At 65.4% G+C, this 24941-nt stretch carries 30 protein-coding genes; 14 read left to right on the forward strand and 16 right to left on the reverse strand.

Annotated features, from left to right (window positions below; translation table 11 throughout):
* Positions 1 to 38: 38 nt before the first annotated feature.
* The 3 genes from AMS69_RS01035 to AMS69_RS01045 all read right to left on the reverse strand — a co-directional run bounded on the left by AMS69_RS01035 (position 39) and on the right by AMS69_RS01045 (position 1983).
* Complete coding sequence (locus tag AMS69_RS01035) at positions 39 to 425, reverse strand: DoxX family protein (RefSeq protein ID WP_053966244.1); 387 nt, start codon at positions 423 to 425, stop codon at positions 39 to 41.
* A 33-nt stretch (positions 426 to 458) separates the two neighbouring features.
* The gene (locus AMS69_RS01040) at positions 459 to 1373 is read right to left on the reverse strand and encodes a cation diffusion facilitator family transporter (protein ID WP_053966245.1); all 915 of its coding nucleotides are present in this window, start codon (positions 1371 to 1373) and stop codon (positions 459 to 461) included.
* 73 nt (positions 1374 to 1446) lie between these two features.
* Positions 1447 to 1983 carry an HIT family protein gene (locus AMS69_RS01045; protein ID WP_053966246.1) on the reverse strand — a complete coding sequence of 179 codons (537 nt, stop codon included), beginning with the start codon at positions 1981 to 1983 and terminating at the stop codon, positions 1447 to 1449.
* A gap of 242 nt (positions 1984 to 2225) precedes the next feature.
* Here AMS69_RS01045 and AMS69_RS01050 point away from each other — a divergent pair, with 242 nt between their 5' ends.
* Entirely contained in the window at positions 2226 to 2423 is a 198-nt protein-coding gene (locus AMS69_RS01050; protein WP_053966247.1) for a DUF7835 family putative zinc beta-ribbon protein, read from the forward strand.
* A 260-nt stretch (positions 2424 to 2683) separates the two neighbouring features.
* Here AMS69_RS01050 and map read toward each other — a convergent pair whose 3' ends face one another.
* Together map and AMS69_RS01060 are read right to left on the reverse strand one after the other, a co-directional pair.
* Complete coding sequence (gene map / locus AMS69_RS01055) at positions 2684 to 3580, reverse strand: type II methionyl aminopeptidase (protein WP_053966248.1); 897 nt, start codon at positions 3578 to 3580, stop codon at positions 2684 to 2686.
* A 43-nt stretch (positions 3581 to 3623) separates the two neighbouring features.
* Positions 3624 to 4466: an isoaspartyl peptidase/L-asparaginase gene (locus AMS69_RS01060; RefSeq protein ID WP_053966249.1), complete on the reverse strand. Its 843-nt coding sequence runs from the start codon at positions 4464 to 4466 to the stop codon at positions 3624 to 3626.
* A gap of 148 nt (positions 4467 to 4614) precedes the next feature.
* Between AMS69_RS01060 and icd the strand changes: the two genes are divergently transcribed.
* A complete protein-coding gene (icd, locus tag AMS69_RS01065; protein ID WP_053966250.1) occupies positions 4615 to 5877 on the forward strand; it encodes an isocitrate dehydrogenase (NADP(+)) in 1263 nt (420 codons plus the stop codon).
* A gap of 141 nt (positions 5878 to 6018) precedes the next feature.
* On the opposite strand, the gene AMS69_RS01070 is transcribed toward icd, so the two are convergent.
* A complete protein-coding gene (locus tag AMS69_RS01070) occupies positions 6019 to 6246 on the reverse strand; it encodes a DUF7860 family protein (protein WP_053966251.1) in 228 nt (75 codons plus the stop codon).
* A gap of 80 nt (positions 6247 to 6326) precedes the next feature.
* Between AMS69_RS01070 and AMS69_RS01075 the strand changes: the two genes are divergently transcribed.
* Positions 6327 to 6551: a hypothetical protein gene (locus AMS69_RS01075; protein WP_053966252.1), complete on the forward strand. Its 225-nt coding sequence runs from the start codon at positions 6327 to 6329 to the stop codon at positions 6549 to 6551.
* A 23-nt stretch (positions 6552 to 6574) separates the two neighbouring features.
* Here AMS69_RS01075 and AMS69_RS01080 read toward each other — a convergent pair whose 3' ends face one another.
* Positions 6575 to 7369: a hypothetical protein gene (locus AMS69_RS01080; RefSeq protein WP_053966253.1), complete on the reverse strand. Its 795-nt coding sequence runs from the start codon at positions 7367 to 7369 to the stop codon at positions 6575 to 6577.
* Between the two features lie 37 nt (positions 7370 to 7406).
* Complete coding sequence (locus AMS69_RS01085) at positions 7407 to 7745, reverse strand: cupin domain-containing protein (RefSeq protein WP_053966254.1); 339 nt, start codon at positions 7743 to 7745, stop codon at positions 7407 to 7409.
* Between the two features lie 92 nt (positions 7746 to 7837).
* Between AMS69_RS01085 and AMS69_RS01090 the strand changes: the two genes are divergently transcribed.
* Positions 7838 to 8362 carry a DUF5817 domain-containing protein gene (locus AMS69_RS01090; protein WP_053966255.1) on the forward strand — a complete coding sequence of 175 codons (525 nt, stop codon included), beginning with the start codon at positions 7838 to 7840 and terminating at the stop codon, positions 8360 to 8362.
* A complete protein-coding gene (locus AMS69_RS01095; protein WP_053966256.1) occupies positions 8359 to 8709 on the forward strand; it encodes a hypothetical protein in 351 nt (116 codons plus the stop codon). Before AMS69_RS01090 ends, AMS69_RS01095 begins: the two co-directional genes overlap by 4 nt.
* Before the next feature lie 24 nt (positions 8710 to 8733).
* Here the strand turns inward: AMS69_RS01095 and hmgA are convergent, their stop codons facing one another.
* Positions 8734 to 9951, reverse strand: a complete 1218-nt coding sequence (gene hmgA, locus AMS69_RS01100) for a hydroxymethylglutaryl-CoA reductase (NADPH) (protein ID WP_053966257.1) — start codon at positions 9949 to 9951, stop codon at positions 8734 to 8736.
* 81 nt (positions 9952 to 10032) lie between these two features.
* Between hmgA and AMS69_RS01105 the strand changes: the two genes are divergently transcribed.
* The 4 genes from AMS69_RS01105 (at position 10033) to nadC (ending at position 15332) form a co-directional block, all read left to right on the forward strand.
* The gene (locus AMS69_RS01105; protein WP_053966258.1) at positions 10033 to 11529 is read left to right on the forward strand and encodes an amidohydrolase; all 1497 of its coding nucleotides are present in this window, start codon (positions 10033 to 10035) and stop codon (positions 11527 to 11529) included.
* Between the two features lie 298 nt (positions 11530 to 11827).
* On the forward strand, positions 11828 to 12949 hold the full coding sequence (nadA, locus tag AMS69_RS01110; protein ID WP_202904516.1) for a quinolinate synthase NadA: 1122 nt from the start codon (positions 11828 to 11830) through the stop codon (positions 12947 to 12949).
* A gap of 2 nt (positions 12950 to 12951) precedes the next feature.
* Entirely contained in the window at positions 12952 to 14511 is a 1560-nt protein-coding gene (locus AMS69_RS01115) for an L-aspartate oxidase (protein ID WP_053966260.1), read from the forward strand.
* Positions 14511 to 15332, forward strand: a complete 822-nt coding sequence (gene nadC / locus AMS69_RS01120; protein ID WP_053966261.1) for a carboxylating nicotinate-nucleotide diphosphorylase — start codon at positions 14511 to 14513, stop codon at positions 15330 to 15332. Before AMS69_RS01115 ends, nadC begins: the two co-directional genes overlap by 1 nt.
* A gap of 6 nt (positions 15333 to 15338) precedes the next feature.
* Here the strand turns inward: nadC and AMS69_RS01125 are convergent, their stop codons facing one another.
* The gene (locus tag AMS69_RS01125) at positions 15339 to 15830 is read right to left on the reverse strand and encodes a pyridoxamine 5'-phosphate oxidase family protein (protein WP_053966262.1); all 492 of its coding nucleotides are present in this window, start codon (positions 15828 to 15830) and stop codon (positions 15339 to 15341) included.
* 117 nt (positions 15831 to 15947) lie between these two features.
* Between AMS69_RS01125 and AMS69_RS01130 the strand changes: the two genes are divergently transcribed.
* A complete protein-coding gene (locus tag AMS69_RS01130) occupies positions 15948 to 16616 on the forward strand; it encodes an RNA 2'-phosphotransferase (RefSeq protein WP_053966263.1) in 669 nt (222 codons plus the stop codon).
* 17 nt (positions 16617 to 16633) lie between these two features.
* Here AMS69_RS01130 and gpmI read toward each other — a convergent pair whose 3' ends face one another.
* Positions 16634 to 18193: a 2,3-bisphosphoglycerate-independent phosphoglycerate mutase gene (gpmI, locus tag AMS69_RS01135; protein WP_053966264.1), complete on the reverse strand. Its 1560-nt coding sequence runs from the start codon at positions 18191 to 18193 to the stop codon at positions 16634 to 16636.
* 160 nt (positions 18194 to 18353) lie between these two features.
* Between gpmI and AMS69_RS01140 the strand changes: the two genes are divergently transcribed.
* Both AMS69_RS01140 and AMS69_RS01145 read left to right on the forward strand, forming a co-directional pair.
* Positions 18354 to 18746 carry a DUF7522 family protein gene (locus AMS69_RS01140; protein WP_053966265.1) on the forward strand — a complete coding sequence of 131 codons (393 nt, stop codon included), beginning with the start codon at positions 18354 to 18356 and terminating at the stop codon, positions 18744 to 18746.
* A gap of 55 nt (positions 18747 to 18801) precedes the next feature.
* Positions 18802 to 20052: a DNA double-strand break repair nuclease NurA gene (locus tag AMS69_RS01145; protein ID WP_053966266.1), complete on the forward strand. Its 1251-nt coding sequence runs from the start codon at positions 18802 to 18804 to the stop codon at positions 20050 to 20052.
* A gap of 2 nt (positions 20053 to 20054) precedes the next feature.
* Here the strand turns inward: AMS69_RS01145 and AMS69_RS01150 are convergent, their stop codons facing one another.
* The 4 genes from AMS69_RS01150 to AMS69_RS01165 all read right to left on the reverse strand — a co-directional run bounded on the left by AMS69_RS01150 (position 20055) and on the right by AMS69_RS01165 (position 21967).
* Positions 20055 to 20357 (reverse strand): DUF7521 family protein, encoded by a 303-nt coding sequence (locus AMS69_RS01150; RefSeq protein WP_053966267.1) that lies wholly within the window; start codon positions 20355 to 20357, stop codon positions 20055 to 20057.
* Complete coding sequence (locus AMS69_RS01155; RefSeq protein ID WP_053966268.1) at positions 20357 to 20707, reverse strand: winged helix-turn-helix domain-containing protein; 351 nt, start codon at positions 20705 to 20707, stop codon at positions 20357 to 20359. The genes AMS69_RS01150 and AMS69_RS01155 overlap by 1 nt, the downstream gene beginning before the upstream one ends.
* 89 nt (positions 20708 to 20796) lie before the next feature.
* Entirely contained in the window at positions 20797 to 21132 is a 336-nt protein-coding gene (locus AMS69_RS01160) for a DUF7113 family protein (protein ID WP_053966269.1), read from the reverse strand.
* 43 nt (positions 21133 to 21175) lie between these two features.
* On the reverse strand, positions 21176 to 21967 hold the full coding sequence (locus AMS69_RS01165) for an endonuclease/exonuclease/phosphatase family protein (RefSeq protein WP_077067742.1): 792 nt from the start codon (positions 21965 to 21967) through the stop codon (positions 21176 to 21178).
* A gap of 87 nt (positions 21968 to 22054) precedes the next feature.
* Between AMS69_RS01165 and AMS69_RS01170 the strand changes: the two genes are divergently transcribed.
* Together AMS69_RS01170 and AMS69_RS01175 are read left to right on the forward strand one after the other, a co-directional pair.
* Complete coding sequence (locus tag AMS69_RS01170) at positions 22055 to 23905, forward strand: ATP-binding protein (protein WP_053966271.1); 1851 nt, start codon at positions 22055 to 22057, stop codon at positions 23903 to 23905.
* Positions 23906 to 23974: 69 nt separating this feature from the next.
* Positions 23975 to 24406 carry a universal stress protein gene (locus tag AMS69_RS01175; RefSeq protein WP_053966272.1) on the forward strand — a complete coding sequence of 144 codons (432 nt, stop codon included), beginning with the start codon at positions 23975 to 23977 and terminating at the stop codon, positions 24404 to 24406.
* Between the two features lie 2 nt (positions 24407 to 24408).
* Here AMS69_RS01175 and AMS69_RS01180 read toward each other — a convergent pair whose 3' ends face one another.
* Entirely contained in the window at positions 24409 to 24852 is a 444-nt protein-coding gene (locus AMS69_RS01180) for a universal stress protein (protein ID WP_053966273.1), read from the reverse strand.
* Positions 24853 to 24941 lie beyond the last annotated feature (89 nt).

The following is a 24941-nucleotide window of genomic DNA, read 5'->3' on the forward strand; positions in this document are numbered from 1 at the left end:
GTCGGCAGCCCAGATTTTCAGCCAGAACGACCGGCTGCTCAGTCGCCGCTGTAGGCCTCGCGGAGGAACGTCACCGCCGCGCCGAACATTGCGAGATTCCCGAAGAAGGCCAGGCGTTCGCCGCCACGGTCATCCGGATCGGCGTTCCAGAAGTCGTGCATCGTCGGCGTGACGACGGCCAGAAACGTTGCGACCGCACCGGTCGAAACCCGTGGGAGCCGCCAGAATGCCGTCCCCAGCCCGCCGACCAGCATCATCCCCGATGCCAGCGGGGCCAGCAGGTCCGGCGCGGGGACGCCCGCTGACTCAGCGTACTCGATAGCGTCCTCCATGTCACGGAAGTCCTCGGCTGCCTGCAGAGCGACGCCGAAGCCGAACAACAGTCGTCCAAGAGCGAGCCAGCTACGTGATGAGTCGTCACCCATATGCTATCGGATGGCACGGCAACTACTAAAACGTCACTCCAGATCGGCAAGCCGCTCTACTTCTTCGTCGTCTTTCCACTCCCCGAGTTCCTTCGGGTCGACGTGGATGAACGCGTCGTCGACCTCCGGAAGCTCCTCGATGGACTTGATGACTGCCGTCTCGATGTCGTGGGCCTCGAACAGCGTCAGGTCGCCTTCCACCTCGATGTGGAGGCTCACGTCGATTTCAGGGCCGACGTAGTGGGCGATGACATCGTGTGCGCCGCGGACCTTCGGGTGGTCGAGCGCGCGGCGGAGGATTTCGCGCCGGAGGTCCTCCGGCGGTGCGCCGCCGACGAGATACGTGACGTTTTCCTGGACGACCTCGATGCCGGTGTAGATGATGCCGATGGCGACGACGAGTGCGGCCAGCGGGTCGGCGATAGGGTAGCCGACCATCGCACCACCGACGCCGACCAGCGCCGCGCCCGCGGTGAGGATGTCGTTGCGGTTGTCCTTCGCCGTCGCAATGAGCGCCGGGGAGTTACGGTTCGTGCCCGCGCGGAGACAGTAGCGGTAGAGGGCGTACTTCGCGACGGCCGAGAACGCGAGCACGAGTACGGCAGCCGGCCCCTGTGTCACGGCGATGTTGCCAGTCAACAGGGCGGTGCCGGCGTTCCAGAGGACGAACCCGCCAGCGGCGAAGATACCCGCGGCGACGAACAGGGAGACGAACGGCTCGATACGTTCGTGGCCGTGGGGGTGCTCGAAGTCCGGCGGGCGCGTCGTCAGGTACAGCCCAGCAACGATGACAAGCGAGTAGGCGGTGTCGGCGGCGCTGTTGATCGCCTCGGACTGGACGGCGAAGCTTCCGGTGGTGAACCAGACGCCGGCTTTCAACAGCACGAGGAGAAGGTTGACGCCGAGAACGAGCAGCCCAACCCGCCTGAGCGTCGCGCGGCGTGACATTGCTCCCCCGTTGTCGGGCCGCCGTCAAAGCCGCTTCGACAGCGGCGCAGTTCCCGGCGGGGGTACGGCCGCCTCAGTCGATTCGGACAGCCCCGTTTTCGGGAACGGTTGTTCCGTCCTGTGACGCAAACGCAGTGTAGAGCCGGTCGTACGTCTCTTCGACGGCTTCGACGATGACTTTCGTGTCACTGATGACCGGCATGAAATTGGTGTCGCCGTTCCACCGCGGGACGACGTGAGTGTGGAGGTGGTCGTCAATCGAGCCGCCGGCCGCCGAGCCGCCGAGATTCAGCCCGGCGTTAAACCCGTCCGGGGACAGCGCAGTTTCGAGAGCATCGATGGTCCGCTGTTTCAGTCGGGCGTGGTCGAGCAGGGTTTCGTCGTCGAGGTCACCGTAATCGCCGGTGTGGGTGTGAGGAATGACCATCACGTGCCCGGGGTTGTACGGGTAGTTGTTCAGGAGGACAAAGGCGTGGTCGCTTCGCGCCACGAGGTTGTTCGCCCGGTCGTCGTCCTGTGCCTGAAACGCACAGAATACGCAGTCGACATCGGAGTCTGGCCCTTCGCGTTCGACCCACTCGATGCGCCACGGCGCAAACACCTTGTCCATACCCCTGATTGTCGACCCACCAGCAAAAACGACAGGACTGATACGCCAAAGGTAGTATATAAAAGCGTTGGCCGTTCATGCGGAGAGACCGGTTTCTGTGGCTGTAGGACAGTCGTTAAACGTTCTCGTCGCATCTGTGGCCGTAATCGACTGAAATCGGTCGCCGTCTGGTGATAAACAGTGCTGAACGGACCAGAACTGAAGGTGGTTTTTATACTCTCTACCCGGCTTGTTTCAGATGGATGGCAGCGATAAACGACGGCGTCGACATGGCTGAACACTGTTCGACGTGTGACCGTGAGACACCACACGCCGTGCGTGTCCAGATACAGACGGAGTCAAATAAACGCGAGAACGCGGCGTTTTCCCGAGAGCCGTACCGGGTCAGCGAGTGTCAGATCTGTGGCACAACCACGTCGACGCGGATGAACAACGCCTGACCATCCCACACACCCCACCCTTTCCGTACGCCACGCGGTCTCTGGCTGCGTGGCTACACACACCCCCACCCCACCGTTTCCATACGCCACGTGGTCTCTGACTGCGTGGCCACACACCCCCCACCCACCCGTTTCCATACGCCACGCGGTTTCTGACTGCGTGGCCACACACCCCACCTTTCATACGATTCTCAGAACGGTAGCACTGCTGCTCGAAAACAGTAGTCCGGTATCACCCGCGGGTTCGAGGTTGGCGTCCGCTACCGCGAGCGCGTCGTCACTTCACAGCCGTCCTCGGTGATGATGACGGTGTGTTCCTTCTGACTGACGTACGCGTCGTCCTGCTCTTTGAGTACTGGGTAGCCGTGGACGATGTCCTGCTGTTTCAGGCGGCGAAGCGCCATCTCCGCTCGCGGCGAGTCGAGCCACCGGGCGGCAAACGGCAGTGTGCGGTACTCCTCGGTGATCTGTTCGAGGACCTGTCGGGCCTGTCGGTTCCGGACCGACCCCTCGCGCTCGAGGGCGAAGATCTCCTCGTCAGCCCCTTCCTGTACCTTGCCGCGGCCGTCGGTAGCGAACGGTTCGATGGCGACAACGTCGCCCACGTCGAGCGTCGCACCCTGTGCCACTTCGCGGTTCGGAATATTCGGCGACGTGTGCTGCTCCCAGTGGCCCAGTCCGTGGCCGGTGAGGTTCACGACGGGGTTGTAGCCGTACCCCTCGATGACATCCTCGACGGCTGCACCGATCTGCCCCACGTCGACACCCGGGCCAGCAACGTCCAGCGCGGCGTCTAGGGCTTCCGCGGGGGCTTCGGCGAGTTCGGCCTGTCCGGACAGATCGACCGTCACCGCGGTGTCGGCGAGCCACCCGTCGACGTGGACACCGATGTCGAGGTTCACCATCTCCTCGCCGAAGGTGGCGTCGTCGTCGCGCTCCGGCGTGGCGTGGGCCGCCTCCTCGTCGATGGAGATGTTCACCGGAAACGCCGGCTTGCCGCCCAGTTCCCGGATCTTGTCCTCGGCCCACTCGGCGATTTCGAGATGGGAGACGCCCACCTCGACGCGTTCGGCCGCCTCGTCGCGCACCTGTGCCAGAATTTCGCCCGCTTCGCGGCATTTCTCGTACTGCTCGGAATCGAAGTCCACGTCAGTCATGCACGCCGGTTAGTCGGTGGCGGGCAAAGGGGTTTCCCTCTGGCTATCTCCGCGCGGTCTGCATTGCGGCGGTGTTCCGTTCAGCCCCGGTATGGCCAGCACGGTCGAGAACGATCACGCCAGCACGCCCGCCGGTCGCGTCCTCGAACTCGGCGATAGCTTCTTCAGCAGCCTGCCGCGGGCCGTACGTGTCAAGCAGTTCGACGGCGCGGCGAGCCAGCCCGAATCGGGCGATGGCCTCTCCTTCGCCGGTCGCGCTCGCACCACCGCGGTCGTCCGCATAGAAGCCAGCCCCGATCTGGGGAACGTCACCGACCCGACCCGCCAGCGCAAACCAGCGCCCGGCGGTCGAGGTCGCCGCCGCAAGCCGATCCCCGTCTGTCGCAACCGCGCCGACAGTGTCAGTGCCGCTGAAATGCTCGCGGACCCAGTCGAGATGGTCGGCAGGGCCACCGTCGGGCGGGTTCGCACGCTCGTATCGCTGTCGGGTCTCTGCGGTCGTGAGGTCGCGACCGGTTTCGACGCCGGAGCCCGCCGCAAACTCGACAGCCTCGTCGCCGGCAAGGAGGACGTGTGGCGTCTCAGTTGCCACAGCACGGGCCACGTCCGTAGCGTGTACAACGCCAGACATTGCACACGCTGCCCCGGTCTGACCGTCGCGGGTCATCAATCCGGCGTCAGTCCGGACTTCGCCGTCACTCTGGACGGCCCCACCGACGCCAGCGTTGAACGCCGGGTCGGATTCGAGGGGCCGAAGCGCGGCCAGCACCGCATTCATCGGATGCTCCGCCTCCGCTGCCTGTTCAGCGGCGTCTGTGAGGGTTTCCTGCCGAGTCGCCGGTGACTCCGGTGGACTGCCCGCGCCGCCGTGGACAATGACGTGCATATAGCCCCGTTGACACACGAACGGCATATCACCTCCGCATGGCGATAGTGACGTGCCGGCGTGCGGTCGTGACCTTTCTTTACGCACTGTGTTACCACGTCTGAGGCAAAGCGGCACGCCTTTAGGGGCGACTGTCAATTGGCGGAATATGGGCTACGACTACGACAAAGTGGAGGTTCCCGACGAGGGACAGCAGATTCAGGTCACGGAGGACGACGAACTCGACGTTCCGGAGAACCCGATCATCCCGATCATCCACGGGGACGGTATCGGAACGGACGTCGGTCCGGCCGCACAGAAGGTGCTCGAAGCCGCCGCGAACGCCACCGGTCGTGACATCTCCTGGATGCGCGTCTACGCCGGCCAGTCCGCCCGGGACAAGTACGACGAGAACCTCCCTGATGACACCGTCGAGGCCATCAAAGAGTTCAACGTCGCTATCAAGGGCCCGCTGACGACACCAGTCGGTGCTGGCTTCCGCTCGCTGAACGTCGCGCTCCGCAAGACGCTCGACCTCTACGCGAACGTCCGCCCGACCTACCACATCGATGGCGTCCCGTCACCGGTCAAAGACCCCGAGGAGATGGATATGGTCACCTTCCGGGAGAACACCGAAGACGTCTACGCCGGCATCGAGTGGGAAGCCGGCACCGACGAAGTCGAGGAGGTCAAGGAGTTCGTCGAGGACGAGATGAACTTCAACGAGACCATCCACGACGGCCCGGTCGGCATCGGCGTCAAGCCGATCACCGAGTTTGGGACCAAGCGCCTCGTCCGCGAGGCCATCGACTACGCCCTCGAAGAGGACCGCGACTCCGTCACGCTGGTCCACAAGGGCAACATCATGAAGTTCACCGAGGGTGCCTTCCGCGACTGGGGCTACGAGGTCGCCGAAGAGGAGTACGGCGAGAACGTCATCACCGAGGACGAGCTGTGGGACGAGTACGACGGTGAAGCGCCCGACGACGCGCTGGTCGTCAACGACCGCATCGCCGACAACATGCTCCAGCAGCTCCTGACCCGCACCGACGAGTACGACGTCATCGCGACGATGAACCTCAACGGGGACTACATGTCCGACGCCGCCGGCGCGCAGATCGGCGGGCTCGGCATCGCCCCCGGTGCGAACTTCGGCTCGGCCCGCTGTCTCGCAGAGCCGGTCCACGGCTCCGCCCCGAAGTACGCCGGCGAAGACAAGGTCAACCCGACTGCGATGATCCTCTCCGGCCGCCTCATGCTCGAATACATGGGCTGGAAGGACGCTGGCCAGCTTGTTCGTGACGCCGTCGAGGAAACCATCTCCTCGGGCAACGTCACCTACGACCTCGAACGCCAGATCGAGGGCGGCACGAAGCTCGCCACCAGCGAGTTCGCCGAGAAGGTCGTCGAGAATATCGAGAAGCTCGCATAACCGAGTCACGCAGACTACCCGAAATCTACTTTTTTATCACGCCCCCAGTCCGAGACTGGCAAGACGGGCAGAGATACTGTCAGGAGAACGGGGCCGTAGCTCGGGAGTCGTTTTTTATCTGGGGATCCGGTCCGAGAAGCGTTACTCGGTCAGCGGCAGGACCACGCCGAACACGAGCGGCGCGAGGAGTCCGACGAGAATACCGAGCAGTTCCATGTCGACCAGCAGCGTGTCGCCCCAGGCGGGAAGGGTCCCGAGCACGGCGCTTCCAGCGATCTCCCCCGCAATGCCGAGGAGGAACAGCCCTGCCCCGAGCATGAACCCGCGCTTTGCGAGGGTCGCGTAGTCCGCGTTCCAGTTCTGGCTCATACAGGTCCGTTCTCGTGGGCCTACTAAGCTCTCTCGGATCGAAAGAGCTACAAGCGGTTTGCAGTGATATCCGGGCACACATGGCTACAGAATCGATTCCGGAGCTACTGGAACTCCTGCTCTCGACGCTTCTCGCAGTCGGACTAACCGTCGGCGGGGCACTCACCGAACAGGCCGCCCTCGCCGACCTGTCCGGCGGCATCTCGGCGTTCGCTGCCTGGGAGGTGTACATGGGGCTGGTCCTCCTGTACGCCGGCTATACGCTCACCTCGCGCCGAGTCCTGCCCGCATTCGGTAGCGCCTGAGCGTGGTCTTTGCGGGCGGCCGGTCATTCCCGAAGCGACCGCTGGGTCGTATTTGCGACCCACTCCGGCTGTGCTACTGTCGTTGACCCCACATTTTGTAGCCGCATCTCCTGTGTGACACGGACCAGCTGGTCGCTTCGTTGAGCGTCGAAAACCAGCCGAAACGCCGAAACGGTGCCGTCGTGATTGACGCGGAGCCGGACGGAGACGTTGTGAGGCTCACTCACGAACAGCGGCGTGCGGAGTCTGTCGGGGTTCGTGAAACGAGTCCCGACGAGGGCGACGCCGGCGTCACTCCGGTCGGCAACGGAGAGATCGACGGCTCCCCCGATCCCACGGATCGTCCGACGCTCCGAGAGGTCCGAGACCGGGCCGTCGTCGCGGACTGGCCACGTGACCTGATTCCGCCGGTTCGCTCGATTGTCGTACCGGGCCGCAACGATGGAGCCGTTGGTCCAGTAGTCGATGCGGGTCGTGAACGTGTTCAGTTCCGTGCCGTTCTGCCGGAACTGCCCTGCATACGTCTTGTTCGCCGCGACGTAGCGCGTGTGGTTGGTTCGCCGGAGCACCGTTCCGTTGCTGTCGGTGACTCGCTGTCGAGTGACCAGCGTGTAGTTCGTCGTCGCAAGCGTCCGCGCGTGGGCGCTGGCCAGCGTTGATGGAACCACTGCGTCGTCGCTCACGCCCGGCGGATAGCCGGCCCCATCGGTCGGCACCGCTACCGGCGTGACCGTCTCGGGGCTGTCCGGCTGGACGAACCCCGAGCAGCCGGCGAGTACGAGCGCGAGCGCCACAGCGGCAGCCATTGCCCGCGTCATTGGCACTCATACGGATGCAGGAGTCAAACAGTTGTGGTTAGTTTTGCCAGTCCGGGTTCGGTCTGGGCGGACTGAACACGTCGATGCCGCGGACGGGCTCCTCACCGTCGTTGCGCGCCTCGTGTGGTTCCTCGCTCGGGACCACGTAGGAGTCTCCGGGGCCGATGACGTACTCCTCCCCGTTGACGTGGAAGGTAAAGGTCCCTTTCACGACGTAGCCGACCTGCTCGTGGCGGTGGCTGTGTTCCGGGACAGCCGCGCCGGGCTCGATATGGAACTGCTGGACGCTCATCTGTTCTCCGACGGCCAGCTGTGTCAGGTGCACGCCGTCGACTGCTTCGACTGTCTCACAGGCCGCCTGTGGCACTTCTTCCATGCTCGGCTATGTCTGGTCCACCGCACCTAAGCCTTCGTCCCCCGGCATCGAACGTCGGTGGATTCAGTACCGTCCGGCCCTGACAGAGAGGTATGTACGCGGTCGTCGGGTGTAGCGATTGCAGCGCGCTGTGGGTCACCGAGGGGCGGCCGGAGACGACGCAGTGCCCGCGGTGTGGCACGCGCCGGAAACACGAAAAGCGCCGGAAGTTCGTCGAGACGGACGACGAGGCCCACGCCCGCGAGGTCCGGGCGTCGATGCTGGCGAACCGGCAGGGGGAGGGCGACGCCTTCGCGGAGCTGGATTCCTACGCCGAGATGGAGCGACAGGTCGACGACGCGGGTGTGGACGACAAGACGTATCTCGAAGATTCGGGGGTCGACACTGACGCCGTGTCGGCGGCCGCCGACCGCGCCGAACAGGGGGCGGCCAGCGGGTCGAGCCGCAAGGAGACCGTCCTGAGCGCGTTGCGGAACCTTGACCAGCCGACCGAGGCCGATGTCGTGGCTTACGCCGAGGAGCGTGGCGTCCCGGCGTCGTACACCCGGAAAGCACTGCAGAAACTGGTTCGGGCGGGCGAGGCATCGGAAAGCCGGGGGCAGTACCGGCTCCTATGACCGCGACACTGGATTTCGAGCCTGGCCCGGTCGCCGTCGGGACACTCGTTGGCCTCTCGGGATTGCTGTTCTTGCTCACGCCGGTCGTCGAACCCGTCGCTGTCGGCTCGTTGCAGGTGAGTCCCGTCGCGCTGTCGGCGGTCGTCCTCACACTCGGGTTCGCGCTGGGCACGGTCGTGTTCGCTCGCCGGGGCCGGCGACTGTTCGCTATCGCCCACGGTATCTTTGCCGTGGCGTGGGCCTTGCTTGTGCTGGGTCCACTACTCGGACAGGAGGCGCTCCTGCTCGCCGGCGTCGTCGTACTCGTCGCGGGGGCCGGCTTTCTGGTGAGTCAGCGTCGGCAGTGAGAGTGTCCCGCCGGGAAGCCGATCCTACCGCCCGAGGTCGGCGTGGGCCGAGGAGAGGTGGCGCGAGGACAGCGCCGCAAGCAAAGAGAGTTCACCGGCTAGCGCACCGGCGGCGATGACCTCCGCAAGCGCGTCGGCGTTGCTCCCGGCAGGGTCGCCGCCGCCGCTGTACCCCAGTACATCCAGCGCCTCGGACTGGGTCGGGAGCCCCGTCCCGCCGCCGACGGTGCCGACCTCCAGCGACGCGATGGTGACCGAGGCGTACAGCCCGTCCTCGCGGGCGTCGACCGTCGTGATGGCGTTGCTCCCCTCGACGACCTGCGCGATGTCCTGCCCGAGCGCGAGGAAGGCCGCGGCGACGACGTTGGCGGCGTGGGCGTTGAACCCCAGCGCGCCAGCTTTGGCGGAGCCGACGAGGTTCTTTCGGGTGTTCGCTTCGACGATGGCGTCGGAGGTCGTATCGAGTCGGTCCTCGACTTGCTCGTGCGGGATGAGAACGTCGGCGGCGACAGTGCGGCCCCGCCCCTCGACAGCGTTGATCGCGGCAGGCTTCTTGTCCGAACAGAGGTTGCCCGAGAGCGCCACGAGGTCGGCCGGCGTCTCAGACTCGACAACGTCGCAGGCCGCCTCCGTGGCGATGGTGGCCATGTTCATCCCCATCGCGTCCTTGGTGTCGTAGGAAAAGCGCAGGAAGACGCTGTCGCCGACAACATACGGCGTCACGTCTTGCAGTTCGCCGTGGCTCGTCGTCTCTTCGGCGGCCTCGGCGAGCGTGTCGACGTGTTCGCGAACCCAGGCCGACACCTCGCCGGCCTCGGCCACGTCTTCCACGCGAAACACCGGCGCGCGCGTCATCCCTGATTTGAGGACGCGAGCGGTCGCGCCGCCAGCGTTTCGGATGGTCGAGACGCCGCGGTTGACCGAGGCCAGCAGCGCGCCCTCGCTGGTCGCCAGCGGGAGATGGTGGTCGCCGGAGGCGGCCCCGCCGTCGACGGGCAGCGGGCCGACGACGCCCATCGGGACCTGCGCCGCGCCGACCATGTTCTCGATGTTGCTCTCGGCGTCGGCGGCGTCGAAGGTGTAGTCGCCGACCGCAGAGAGGTCCGCGCCGGTCTCCTCGGCCAGCAGATGCCTGCGGGCCGCCGCTGCAGTGTCGGGGTCGGCGTGGTCTTCCAGTTCGTAGCGCCGCAACTCACCGTCACGAACGCGCTCTGCGAGCGCGATAACGTCGGAGTCGGTCATACTGACCGGTGTGGCTTCGGGACTCCTAACAGTTGCTCTTGGCGGGCCAAGGGTTTTGCAGTCGCCGTTCGGGGGTTCCATATGGTCGACCGCGTATTCACGAACTGTGAGGTGCGACCGCTGTCCGGCGACGAGCCGGCGTCTGCGGTCGCAGTACAGGACGGCACGGTTACCGCCGTCGGCGACCCGGACGAACTCTCGACGGCGGGTGCCGAGACCGTCGACTGTCGCGGTGGGGTCCTGTTGCCCGGCTTCGTCGACGCCCACACGCATCTGGACATCGTCGGCCGGCGTGCAGTCGAGGCAGACCTCGCCGGGGCGGACGGCCCGGCCGACTGCATCGACCGGCTGCTGGCGGCCGACGACGGCGAGGGGTGGATACTCGGCTTTGGCTACGACGAGAGCGACTGGGACGGGGACTTGCTGCGGGCGGCGACGCTGGACCGGGTGAGCGCTGAGCGCCCGGTTGCGGCCGCGCGCGAGGACATCCACACGGTGTCGGTAAACCACGCCGCGCTAGACGTACTGGACCTGCCCGACGACGGCGTTCGGACCGAGGACGGAGCCCCGACTGGCGTGCTCGTCGAGGAAGCCGCCGAGGCCGTCTTCGACGCTATCGCGCCCGACTACACACAGACCCGGGAGTACCTGCTGGCCGCACAGGAGGTGGCGCTCTCAGAGGGGATCACCGCCGTCCACGACATGGTGCGGCAGTCACACGCCCCGCGGGTGTACCGCGACCTAGACACCGAGGGCACACTCTCGCTGCGGGTCCGACTCAACTACTGGGTTGATCACCTCGATGCGGTCAGGGAACTCGGACTGGTAACGAACCACGGGAGCGACCGGGTCCGGACAGGCGCAATCAAGACGTACATCGACGGGTCACTCGGGGCCGGAACCGCGCGGCTCCGGGACCCCTACGCCGACGGTGACGGCGTCGGCGAGTGGCGGACGGATCCGGACGCCCTCCGGAGACTCGTGTCAGAAGTCGACGACGCGGGCCTCCAGTTCGCCGCCCACGCCATCGGCGACGCGGCCATCGACGCCCTGCTTTCGGCTATCGAGTCAGTCGACGCCGCGGACGAGCGCCATCGCGTCGAACACGCCGAAGTCCTCACAGGCGAGTTAGTGGAGCGATTGGCTGCGTCGCCGCTGGTCGTCTCGGCCCAGCCGAACTTCCATCGCTGGGCAACATCGGGCGGCCTGTACGACGAGCGCCTCGGCGAGCGTCGCGGGCTTACGAACCGCTTCCGCGACCTCGTTGATGCCGGCGCACAACTGGCCTTCGGGAGCGACTGTATGCCGCTCTCACCGCTGTATGGCGTCCAGCAGGCCGTGACCGCGCCGGAACCGAGGCAGCGCCTGACAGTCGACGAGGCGCTCCGGGCGTACACCAGCGGTGCTGCGTACGCGGGCTTCGACGAGGATCGGATGGGTACGATTACGCCGGGCTCGGTCGCGGATTTCACCGTGCTATCGGCCTCTCCGTGGGCGGTGCCTGACGGCGAAATTTCGGATATCGCAGTTGCGTTGACCGTCAGCGACGGCGACGTAGTGTTCGACGCCAGCGACTGATTCGAACAGACAGCGGTATCGAATCAGCCTATTTTTGCCACTTAATAACATACAACATGATTCGACAATACGGAATATAGAACCGGAATGGTCGCCAAATCCGGATATCCAAATCGATACACCACCAATCCCGGAAACAGAATTGTAGTTGCCACCAATTTTGCCAACAGAACTTAGTCGGCCACCAATACTCCCTATACAATTTTCTTTACCACCAACTTGCTTCTTTGAAGATAAAATCTTTTCACGAAGTAGTTCCGAAGTGTGAGTACCCACAGGTGGATACATCGTGCCCGAAATGGAAACCGCCGCGTTCGAGACGGACCTCAGCCTCTTCAAGTACGACAACCTCGAGCAGCTCCCGCCGGCGTACCGGGACCTCGAAGCAGCCGAGCGGACTGAGCGCATCGAGAGCGCGCTCGCCGAACTCGGTGACGACGTGGTCATCCTCGGCCACAACTACCAGCGCCAGGAGATCGTCGAACACGCCGACTTCATCGGTGACTCCTACCAGCTCTCGAAGGAGGCCGCCCAGTCCGACGCCGACTACGTGGTTTTCGGCGGTGTGACGTTCATGGCCGAGTCGGCGGATATCATCACGGATGACGACCAGTCCGTGATTCTCCCGTCGATGGAAGCATCCTGTCCGATGGCTGGCATGGCTGAAGCGCTGCAGGTCGACGCCGCGTGGGCGGAACTGACCGCGGCGACCGACGAGGAGATCATCCCGATCACGTACATGAACAGCTACGCCGACCTGAAGGCATTCTGTGCCGAGCAGGGCGGGCTGGTCTGTACGTCCTCGAACGCGCACAAGGCCTTCGAGTACGCCTTCGAGAAGGGCGATAAAGTCCTGTTCCTCCCCGACAAGCACCTCGGCGAGAACACGGCCCACCGGCTCGGCATGGCCGACGAGACGGTCGAGTGGGACCCCTGGGACGTCGAAGGGACTGACGCCGCCGACGCCGTCGAAAACGACATTATTCTCTGGGAAGGGTACTGCCAGGTCCACGAACGCTTCCGCGAACACCACATCGAGTCCATCCGCGAGGACTACCCCGACGCGAACGTCATCGTCCACCCCGAATGTCGTCGCGAGGTCGTCGAGGCCGCCGACGTGGCCGGCTCTACCTCGACTATCTGTGAGTCCGTCGCCGAGGCCGACACCGGCGAGACGTGGGCCATCGGCACCGAGATTCACCTCACGCACCACCTCCAGCGGTGGCACCCCGAGGTGAACGTCGTGCCGCTGTGTGGCGACGCCTGCATGGACTGTAACGCCATGCGCCAGATCGACCCGAACTACCTCGCGTGGGTGCTGGAGGAACTGGTCGAAGGCCGCGAGCGCAACGTCATCGAAGTCGCGCCCGAGGAGAAGGAGCTGGCACAGGTCGCGATGGACCGAATGCTGGAGATCTAACCATGACAGGAGACCCGATTACGACTGACGTACTCGTCATTGGTTCCGGTATCGCCGGACTGGCGGCAGCGCTCGCTGCGGCCCGTGAAGACGACGACGTGACGCTCGCCACGAAGGCGACTCGCCCGGAAGGGTCCTCTTCATGGTGGGCACAGGGCGGTATCGCCGTCTCCCGAGATACCCCAGAAGAGTTCAAAGCGGACATCATGGCCGCTTCGGACGGTACCGCCGACCCCGACGCCGTCGACGTGCTGGTCGAGAACGCCAACGGGGCCGTCGAAGACGTGCTGCTGGAGACGCTAGACGTGGAGTTCGACCAGAACGGCTCGGGCCACGACTTCACCCGCGAAGCCGCCCACAGCGAGGACCGCATCCTCCACGTGGACGCCTCGACGGGCAAGCACATCCACGTCCCCTTCCTGAACTACATCGACGACCACGACGGCGTGGAGATTCTGGACGATACCGCCGCGCTCGAACTCATCCGTCACGAGGGCCGGGTCCACGGCGCGATGCTCGAATCCGACGGCGAAGTGGACCCGTATTTCGCCGGCAGCGTTGTACTGGCGACCGGCGGCATCGGCGACCTCTACCCGCGGACGACCAACCCCGAGAACACGACCGGGGACGGCATCGGGATGGCCGCCCTCGCCGGAGCCGAGGTCGAGGACATGGAGTACGTGCAGTTCCACCCGACAGCCTGTACGCTCGATGGCGAGCCACCCCGTGGCTCGGACGGAGGCGGTGGAACCGCCGGAGCGGGCGATATCGCGTTCCTCGTCAGCGAGGCCGTTCGCGGCGAGGGTGGCCTGCTGCGCAACGGCGAGGGCGAGCGGTTCATGCCAGACTACCACGCCGACGCCGAACTCGCGCCCCGCGACGTAGTGGCCCGGGCGGTCAAAGCCGAGCGCGAGGCCACCGGCGAGGTCATGTTGGACGTCTCGCCGCTGGATTTCGACGCGGAGTTCCCCAGCCTCGCGGACCGCTGCGAGGAGCACGGTATCGACTGGGAAACCGGCATCCCGGTCGCACCCGCCGAGCACTTCCTCTGTGGCGGCATCAGCGTCGACGACCGCGGCCGGACGACGCTTGACCGACTGTACGCCGTCGGCGAGTGCTCCCGGACCGGCGTCCACGGCGCAAACCGACTCGCCAGCACGTCCCTGCTTGAGGGGCTGGTCTGGGGTCTGCGTGCCGGCGAAGACGCCGCCGGGGCCGAACCGGAGCCGATCGAAGCGCCGGAGCTACTCGAACGGGACCCGGACCTGCCCGAGCGGTTCGCCCGCGACAAGTTCCAGCGGCTGACCCGCGTGATGGACGAGAACGTCGGCGTCGAGCGCGACCCTGCGGACCTCCAGCGCGCGATGGCTGTCCTCCGCCGGCTCAAGGGCGAAGTGGACGCGTACGTCCGCACTCGAACCAGCCGGTCCCTGTACGAACTCCGCCACGCGAGCGTCACCGCCCTGTTGATCGCGCGCCACGCCGCCGAAAACGAGGAAAGCGTCGGCACGCACAACCTCGTGGGCGCGGGCGAGGACCCGCGGGAGTCCACGGCTGACTGATGCTCACCGACAGCGACATCGAGCGGTGGCTCCGCGAGGACGTAGGCCACCACGACGTGACCAACGACGTGCCCGGCACGACCAAGGGGCGTCTGGTGGCCAAGGAAGCCGGCGTGGTAGCGGGTCTCGACGCCGCCACCGCAGTGTTCGAGTATCTTGGCTGTGCGGTGGAGACACCGGTCGACTCCGGGGCTACCGTCGACGCCGGCGACGTAGTGCTTCGCGTCGACGGCCCCGCGCAGTCGGTGCTACGCGGCGAGCGCGTCGCAGTGAACGTCACCGGCCACGCTGCAGGCGTGGCGACGAAGACCCGGGCCGCCGTCGATGCGGCGGAATCGGCTGCGACGGACTCCACGCCCCGCATCGCCGGCACGCGAAAGACGACCCCCGGCCTGCGTGGCGTCGAGAAGCGGGCGGTAGTGGCCGGCGGCGGCGACACACACCGGCTTGACCTCTCGCACATGGTGATGGTCAAGGACAACCACATCGCGGAGATGGGACTTGTCGAGGCCGTCCAACACTTCCGCGAACGGGCCTCCTTCGCGACGAAACTCGACGTAGAGGTCGAAGCTCCGGCGGATGCGCCGCGGGCCGCAGAAGCCGGCGCAGACATCGTCTTGCTGGACAATATGACCCCCGCCGAGACCGAGCGCGCGGTCGACCTCGTGGCGGCGGCAGACGCCGATGCACTCACGGAGGCCAGCGGCGGCATCACAGTCGAGGACGTGCCGGCGTACGCCGAAACGGGCGTGGACATCATCTCGATGGGGTCGCTGACCCACTCTGCGCCAACGCTCGATTTCTCGTTCCGGACGGGCTGAAGCTGATCAGTCCGGCCGACTCGACGACGAGTCGGTCCTGAGTTCGGGCGGGAGTTCGAGTTGCTTGATACCGGCGCGGTCGTCGATTCGGAACCGGTACAGCGCCGTGGCCTCCGTCTCGGCCGCGCGTTCAAATACGTCTGGCTTCCAGGAGGTGTCGATCTGCGCTTCGATTGCCCTGCGTTCGTCGTCGGTGACTCGCTCGATTGTCCCCGTCAGCAGGACGCTGCGCCAGTTGAACGTCGTCTCGATGTCGTAGACGAGAAATCGGGCAATAGCAGCGTCGTCGCTCGCCGTCACTTTCCGGCTGTCGGTACCGAGGACGTAGACGAAGTAGAGCGCGGCGTCGCCGTCGTACCAGAAACTGAGCGGGCGCAGTAGCGGCGCGGAGTCGGTCGGGACACCGAGCACGCCGACGCTTTTCCGTTCGAGGGTCTTTTCGATGTCTTCGCTGTCCATCTGGAGCATCCCGAAGTCTTCCAGTTCGGCAACTGTCATGTCTCAGATTGTCGGCAAATAATCATAAATACACAGGGGATTGGCGCAAGCTTCCGATACCGGGGCGTCGCGTCCGTCCACCCGGCGCTTTTGTGTGGGCACAACGCATCCTTACCCATGCCAGACGCAGTCCGTCGGTGTCCCGAGGACGGCTTCTTCGAGGGGAACACATGCCCGGTCTGTGACGGAGCGGGAACCCAAGTTCTCGACGGTGGACGGCGACGACAGCTCTCGAAGTTCGTCTCGGGCGCGCTCAGGCATTTCCCCGAAGATGCAGGCATCGAGGTAGACGAAGCGGGGTGGACGGACTTCGCGTCCCTGCGCGATGCAGTCAAGCGACGGTACGGCTGGGCCGATGGTGAGGCACTGGCCAGCGTCATCGCCACGGACCCGAAAGGGCGATTTGAGCGGGTGGAAGCCAGTGACAAATCGAGCGCAGCGGCCGCTGGCGACCGTGTCCGGGCGGCGTACGGACACTCTGTCGACGTAACGCTCGACGGGACCGATGACCCCGTTCCGTCGACGCTGTACCACGGAACCGCCCCGCAGAACGCCGATTCGATACGCGAAGCCGGGCTGAAGCCGATGAACCGCCAGACGGTCCACCTCTCGGACTCCGTCGCGGCGGCCCGCGAGGTAGGCCGTCGCCACGCTGACGACCCCGTCGTGTTCGTCGTCGACGCCGCAGCGATGCAGGCCGACGACCGCCGGATTGTCAAGCGCGGGACCGAGACGTACACGACTGCCCGCGTGCCACCGCAGTATCTCTCACTGCCCGAAAACTAGCGTGGTTGCGCCGCCCGCTACTCGACCAGCGGCGTCCCGGTCATCGCGTCCGGCTGGTCGATGCCCATGAGCATGAGCATCGTCGGCGCGAGGTCGGCCAGCGTCCCGCCGTCGCGTGCAGTCCGTCCGCCAGCGGTCCCGTCGGGCGACAGATAGATGAACGGGACGGGGTTGGTCGTGTGGGCCGTGTGGGGGTCCTCGACGGTCCCCATGTCGTCAGCGTTGCCGTGGTCGGCACAGATGAGGGCGTGGCCGCCGGCGGCTTGAATGGCCGCTACGAGTCGGCCCAACTGCTCATCGACGGCCTCGACGGCGGTCACCGCCGCGTCAAAGTCGCCGGTGTGGCCGACCATATCGGGGTTGGCGAAGTTCAGGACCAGCGCGTCGGGATTATCAGTTTCGATGAAATCGATGGCGGTGTCAGCCAGTTCCGGCGCGCTCATCTCCGGTTGGAGGTCGTAGGTCGCCACGTCGGGGCTGTCGACGATCTCGCGGCTCTCACCCTCGAACGCGACCTCACGGCCGCCGTTGAGGAAGTACGTGACGTGGGGGTACTTCTCCGTCTCGGCCAGCCGAATCTGGGTCTGTCCGGCTTCGGAAAGTACCTCGCCGAGCACGTCCTCGGGCTGGTTCGGCGGGAAGGCGACCGGCAGATCGAACGTCTCGTCGTACTGCGTCATCGTCACCAGCCGGGTGTCGGGCGGCTCGGTGTCGGCCCCCCAGTCCTCGGGGCGGATGTCGCCGAGCATCCGGGTGAGCTGTCGGGCGCGGTCCGAGCGGAAGTTGAAGAATATCACCGCGTCGCCGTCTTCGAGGCCGGCGTGGTCGCCCACCGTTGTCGGCTCGATGAACTCGTCGGTGGTGTCGCGGGCGTAGGATTCGGTGGCTGCCGTGACGGCATCGTCGGCGTGGTGGTCGCCCTCGCGGTGGACGATGGCGTCGTAGGCCCGGCGGGTCCGCTCCCAGTTTTCGTCGCGGTCCATCGCGTAGTACCGGCCGCAGACAGTGGCTACGTGGCCCGTACCGTGTGCCTCGGCGTGGGCTTCGAGGTCGGCGAGGTAGTCCTCGCCGCCGGTCGGCGAGGTGTCACGACCGTCGGTGAAAGCATGGGAGACGGCGTCGGTCCCGCGCTCGCCGGCGAGTTCGATGAGCGCGTGAAGGTGGTCCTGATACGAGTGGACGCCGCCGTCCGACACGAGACCCATGAAGTGGACCCGGCCGCCGTGGTCCTCGGCGTACTCGAAGGCCGACAGAATCGTTTCGTTCTCGAAGAAGGGGGGGTCCTGTGCGGCGTCGTCGGGCGGCGATTCGCCACGCGAGCGAGCAATACTGTCGCTGACGCGGGCAGAGTCCTGCTTGACGACGCGGCCGGCCCCGATGTTGAGGTGGCCGACCTCGGAGTTGCCCATCTGCCCCTCAGGGAGGCCGACGCGGCGGCCGTGCGTGGTAAGCGTCGACGCTGCGCCTGCGTCTCGGTAGCGGTCGAAGTTCGGCGTGTCGGCGGCGGCGACGGCGTCCCGCACATCGTCGTCCGGGTTTAGTCCCCAACCGTCCAGAATGATGAGTCCGACGTCCATACCCGGTGGGTCACGCGACCGGCGTAATACACTGTCGGTCAGCGCCGAACGTGACGGTCGATAATGCGAAATACGGCAGTACTGGTGGTGCTATACCCCTGCTATCGTTGCTGGTATCGGGAACCCTGAAATTAAGAGGGTGGCCCGCCTTCGGTCGGGCATGACTCGGAACATTCTCTCGGACGATCTGGCCGACGCAATCGTTACGACAGCCCGGACGGCGACGGGCGACTCGCTCCGGTCGGTGACGTATTTCACACGTGCGAACTTCGAGCAACTCTACCTGCGGGACGACCTCGAACAGGACGCCGACCTCAACGACTTCGTCGGCCACGAGTGGCAGGGGTACAAACAGACCAAGAACGCCTACCAGGAGTCCGAGCTGGGGGACTACCGCTTTACCGTCCGCGCGTTCTCGAATGGCTACCTCCTCCGGGCGACGACCGAGCGCCAGGGCGTTCTCATCACCACGGACGGCCTGACGATGCAGTCCTACGAGGAGATCGCCGAGGCTATCGAGCGACTGCTCCGCGAGGAATCGGGCAAAGAGTAACCGCCGAATCGACGGGTGACCAAAGTGTTATGCCCCTCCCGGCGAACCCACGGGCATGACGCTGGACCCGGTGCACGTCGACGGCATCGCCAAGCTCGCCGGGCAGGTACGCGAGACCGTCGAGACGAGCGATCAGGAGGCGGCCGCCGAGGCGGTGTGGGACAGTTTCCTCGACCCGCTGTGGCAGGACGGAACGAAGATTCTGGAGCCACTGGACGAGCAACGCCGCCGGAAGGTTCCGATTGAAGACATCGCGCTGGTGGACCCGCCGTTCCCGACCCAGCACGGCCTGGATTCGGGCACCATCAACCCCACGACGTTCAAGAACGGGCTGGTGCTTGACGTGGCACAGGCGGCGATGGGCAGCGTGCCCTCGGACGTGGAACTGCATCGCGGCCGGACCATCATCATGGCCGTCCACTCCAACGACGCGACGCTGGGATTCGACGGCGACTGGCAGGGCGGGGACCGCGGTTACGCCAAGCGACGAGTCCTCGACGTGCCACAGGTCGACCGCTACGAACAGCGGGTCGTCCACGCGCTGGCGCTGTACCTCGCAGAGAGCCAGCACGCGCTGACCAACGCCGACGTGGTCGAGGACCTGTTCATCCTCGACGGCCCCATCTACCCGACCGGCGTGCTCCGGTGGGCCGACCGCGACACCGAACTGGCCGACCTGCTCGCCGAGGACGACCGGCCCAAGACGGTGGTGAACAACTACGTCGACCTCGTCGAGCGGTTCGTCGAGCGGGACGTGCCGATGGTGGGGTTCATCAAAAACTCCTCGACGAAGGCCCTCACGCGGGCGCTGCGGCGCAAGACCAACGCCCCGTGGGTGAACGATACCGCCTTCTTCCGCCGGATTCTGGAACGGCGCGATGATGAGGGCGAGCGACAGACCGACTGTCTCACTGCGACAAACTGGTTCCGGTCGCGGGGCGGCACCGACGGTATCATGGCCGCCGACGGCGACGCGCTGGGCATCGAACGGTCGCTCGACCCCGAGGCCTACGAGGTGACGTTCTTCGTCCTCTACGACCCGCGTTCGGACCTCGTGTTCCGCGTCGAGGCCCCGTACGCGTTCACCAAAGAGCCAGAGTGCCGGGCCAAGCTCACACGGCAGATACTCCACGACGTGGCCCGAGAACAGGGGCCGCCACTGGCTATCGGGAAGGCCGACGAACTCGCCAAAATAGACCGGCAGGGCAGCGAGGAACTCACCCGCCGCATCGAGCGGACGTTCGAGACTGACCGCGAGCGAGAGTACAACGATATCCGGTGGGGAGCCGTCGAGGAATCGTTCTGAGGCTATCCACGGCGGGCGAGGACGATAGCATAGAGGAGGACGAGCAGCCCAGCGAGTTCCGTGATGGTACTGGGGATCGGAAAGACCACTCGCGGGACGACTTGCACGGCACCGAGAGTGACGAGATACGAGACGAAGGTGAGGAGGCTGATACCGACGGCGAGTGCGAGCATGGAGCGGGTCCGCTGGCGACGGTAGCCGACGAGCGCCAACGCGGCGATTAACAGCCCTACGCCCATCTGTGCGAAGTGTATGGCAAATTTCACGGAGACCCACATCTCGTCGGCGAGTCCGAGGAACTCCATCAGAGTCCCTCCCAGAGGTCGACTAGGGCGTCGGCGAACTCGTGTGTCGAGGACTCGACGGAGAGGCTGACGTCGAAGGCCCCGTCGGTAAGACACACGGTGAGTTCATCCATCTGTGCCTCGTACACGTCGGGGTGATGGCCGTCGTCCGCAAGTTGCGTTCGAGCGGCGACGAGGCCGCAGTCTTCGAGGGCGTCGAGGCGGCGGTACACGGTCGAGAGGGACATATCGCAGTCGTTGCTGAGTTCAGTTGCTGTCATCGGTCTGTGACTCGTGGCTGCAAGGAGCGCGCGAGCGTATTCGTCGTCGAGGAGGGCGAACACCTCGGTCGGGGACAGGTCCTCGGCCACGCGCAGTGGGTTCGCCCGTCACCGTGGTATAACTCACCGGTCGTTCGCTGACCCAGAAAACGGACGGTCGGTTACAGCGGACTATGTATCTACGCCGTCTCAGCCTGCTGAACCGTCACGTCGACCGTCTCGCCGGCCACGCCGAGCCGGGCGAACTGCGTGCGGACGTGTTCCTTGGCCGCCTCGATGGCCGCATCGCGCGTCTCGAAGCCCCGCGGCATCGGGGATTCGAAGGCGATGCGTATCTCGCGGCCGCCGATGGACTGGACCTGCCCGCCGCTCTCGACCTCGTAGAAGGCGTCACAGACCCACACGTAGGGCGTCCCCTCGTCCGGCGCGCCGTTGAACTCGGGTGGCTCCTCGCCCGGTTCGTACAGCGTCCCGGTCAGCGCCGTCCCGCCTGCCGTCCCCCGAATAAGCAACATACTCACGTGTAGGGGTCCCAGCGGCAAAAGATTCTCCCCCGGGTCAGGGCCGGCAGTCGACCACGACAGGCAGGTGGTCGGACCCGTAGTGGTCGTCGTCGCGGTCGGCGATGACCGCCCTGGTGTCGACAGCTACGTCCTCGCTGACGAACACGTGGTCGATGCCCATCTCGGGGAGCAGGTCGTGGAAGTCGGTTCGGCTTGTCGTCGGGCCGTGGGTGACGGTCGCTGTGTCGCGGGCGTCAACGAGCGTGCGGCCGTCCGGGAGTTCGTGTCCCGCGGCGCGCTCGTAGGCCGGTTCACCGACCACGCAGTTGAAGTCACCCATCAGCACCGCGGGCGCGTCCCGAGCGACGGAGTCGAGATGGTCGAGCGCCAGTTCGATGCCCTCAGTTCGCGCGGCGGTTCCCTGATGGTCCAGATGCGTGTTCAGACACAGCAAGTCCTCATCGGTGTCGCGGTCGCGGAGACGCGCCCAGGTCGCCACGCGAGGATAGGCGGCGTCCCAGCCGACGCTGCTCGGCTCGGCCGGCTGTTCGGAGAGCCAGAACGTGTTCGTGGCGACACAGTCGAAGCGCTCGGTCCGGTAGCCGATAGCCGTGTGCTCCCCGCCGGCGTCGACGGGGTCACGTGGGTCACCGACCCACTCGTAGCCGTCCAGCAACACCTCTAGCTCCCGAAGCTGGTGGGCCATCGCCTCCTGAAGCCCGATAATAGCGGGGTTGTGATACTGAATTATCCCCGCGACCAGCCGCCGCCTGTGAGGCCACCCGTCTACCCCATCCCCAGCGGTGTCGTACCGCACATTGAAAGACATCACCCGCGTCGGCTTCATATGCGTTCGTTGACAGCCACCCGGGTAAGGTTTCACATTCATACTGCTGGGGAAAGGTGTTAATCCCCGGCTACCCTGAACTGGAGTATGTCCGACCTCGGGGATTTCACTGATTTCGACGGCGACGACGCGGCGGCCGACGACGAGGCCGCACCGTCGTCAGAGGCGACCGACGACGGCGACCGGGCTGTCGACGCGGCAGGGGGCACCGACCCGACAGCACCAGCCGCGGATGATGACTTTGAAGATATGGACGTGACGCCGGCGGGAACAGACACCGGCCTCGGCGTCCTCTCGGCGGCGAACGGGCTCCGGATCAGCGAGGAAGCGGAGGAAACGGTCCTGCGGGCGTACGTCACCGCGCGGAACCGCTCACGCCTCCGTATCGGAACGTATCTGCTCGTCCCATATCCAGGGGGAGAACGCCTGTTCTGTCGTATCAAGGCGCTGGAGTACGCACAGGAGTTTCACGCCGACGACGCGACCGAAATACACGCCCGGCGGGCGATGCGCGAGCGCGGCATCGACGAGCGGGACTTCAAGTTCATCGCGGAACTGGAGCCGGTCGCGGTGCTGTACAGCGACGGCGGCGAACTCAAACGGCGGATGACCGACCGGGTCCCCAAACCCGAAACTGTCGTTCGAGAGGCCACCGACAAGTCCGAAATCAAGACCGGCCTGAAGATTCCCGAGGACGGCGTCTTTCTGGGCCACCTCGCCGTCGGTGGCGAAAAGGTCCGCACCGCCGCCGAGCCGCCGACCATCGACTACCGGCTGAAAGACGACTACGTGGCCGGCGACCCGCTCGTGTTCCGGCACACCCTCGTCGCCGGCGGCACCGGGTCAGGGAAGACCCACAGTTCGAAGAACGTCCTGCGGCAGTATCTGGGCCGGACCTACGAGATGGGCGACGGGCGCACGCCCGAACTCGCCGTCGTCCAGTTCGACCCGCAGGACGAGTACGCCCAGATGCACGACGACAACCCCGCGATGACCGACGAGTTCGAGCGGCGCTGCGAGCGCGAGGGCGTCGCCTACGGCGGCCACGACGACACCGTCGCCTTCGTCCCGAAGGTCGCGGGGGCCGACTACAACGCCAGCCACCACCGCGCCGAGCAGGTGGAGTTCACCATCCCGTTCTCGCTGGTCCACGACAACCCCTGGCTCATCGCCGGGTCCAGTCTGAACGACAACCAGTACGGCGCGCTAGTGAACACGCTCCTCCCGCGGTTTGAGCGCGAGTACGGGGACAACGGCACGTACAGCGACTTCCGGACCTTCCTCGGGGACCCCGCGCTCAAGGAGGAACTGGACGAGGCCGGCGACGTCCACGAGGCCACGTTCGACGCCGTCAAGCGCCGCGTCCAGGGCTTCGGCGCGGTGTTCGATCAGGACGCCCGCCCCATCACCGACCAGATTTCGCAGTTCGTCCGCGACGGCGGGCTGACGGTCATCCCGACGTACCATATCACTGACTCCCGGACTGCATCGACCATCGTGCTGGCCGTCTCCAGCCTGCTCATCGACCAGAAGCTCTCGAACGACCCGGACTACGACCGCATCAAGGAGACGCCGCTCGTCCTGGGGATGGACGAGGCCCACAACTTCCTCACCGACGCCGACAGCGTGCAGGGCCGCAAGGTCATCGGGAAGTTCACCGAAGCCGCCAAACAGGGCCGCAAGGAGCGTCTGGGCCTGTACCTCATTACGCAGGACCCACAGGACATCGCCGACCCGGTGTTCAAGCAGATCAACACGACGATGGTACTCAACCTCGGCGACGAGGACGCCATCTCGGCGGTGAACATCCCGAGCAACCTCGAATCGAAGGTCCCCTACATGGAGAAAGGCCAGCGGGTCGTCTACTCGCCCGACAACTCCGAGCCGGTGGAACTCATCGGCCTCTCGACGTGTGTGACTCGCCACGGACGGGACTGACAGACCGCAGACCAGCGCACCGATTGCAGCGGGCCGAAGATTCAAATCGGCCCCAGCGGAAGTGGTCGTATGGCGAAGCGAATCCTCGTTCCGGTCGACAGCTCAGACCAAGCATCGGTAGCCTGTGAGTTCGCAGCCGAGGAACATCCGGACGCGACCATCGTTCTCTTACACGTCATCAACCCCGCAGAGGCCGGCTACAGCGCGGAGGCATCGATCCCCTCCTTCTCTGAGGAGTGGTACGAAAAACAGAAAGCCACAGCAGAGACCCTGCTCGACGAGCTTGAATCGGAAGTGACCGAAGCCGGTGTCGAGTCTGTCGAACACGTCATCGAGGTCGGGCGACCGACGAAGGTCATCGTGGAGTACGCGGACGACCACGACATCGATCAGATCATCATGGGGAGCCACGGCCGCTCGGGGATGTCCCGTATCCTGCTGGGCAGCGTTGCCGAAATCGTCGTCAGACGGGCATCTATTCCTGTAACCGTCGTCAGATAGCACTACGAGTGCCGGACGATATGGACGTCGTACTGCGGGTCTTCGGACACCGGTGAGCCGACACTACAGACCGGCGTCGACACCCGTCCAGCGTTCTCACTGCCGATGAACACGACTGAGGCCCCTTCCTCGTGAGCGACTTCTCTGATCGTCCGGGTGATATCTGTCGTCGTCGATGCCATCGAACTCACGTCGTCTGGGACCTCGTAGCGGAACGACGCCGTCGGGGCGACCGACTCGGCTTGCTCTCGCATCCGGTCAGCGATAGCTTCGATGTCGAACTCTTCGGCATCGTCGACCCAGCCTCGTTCACGCGCGTACGCCGCATTGTCCGGGATAACAGCTAATGCAGTGACATCCTCATCGCGGTAGCCCGCGAACTCCATCGCCCGCGTTAGCGCGGCTTTCGACAGGGCCGAGCCGTCGAAGGGCACGAGTAGTACCATATCCCACCTGTCGCCCGGTTGTGATTTATTGGTTCCGCAAGCCGACAATATACGGGCGAAACCGCGTCTGGGGGAGTGGAGTCCATCGG

The sequence above is a fragment of the Haloarcula rubripromontorii genome, assembly GCF_001280425.1.
In the GTDB taxonomy this organism is placed as follows: Archaea; Halobacteriota; Halobacteria; order Halobacteriales; family Haloarculaceae; genus Haloarcula; species Haloarcula rubripromontorii.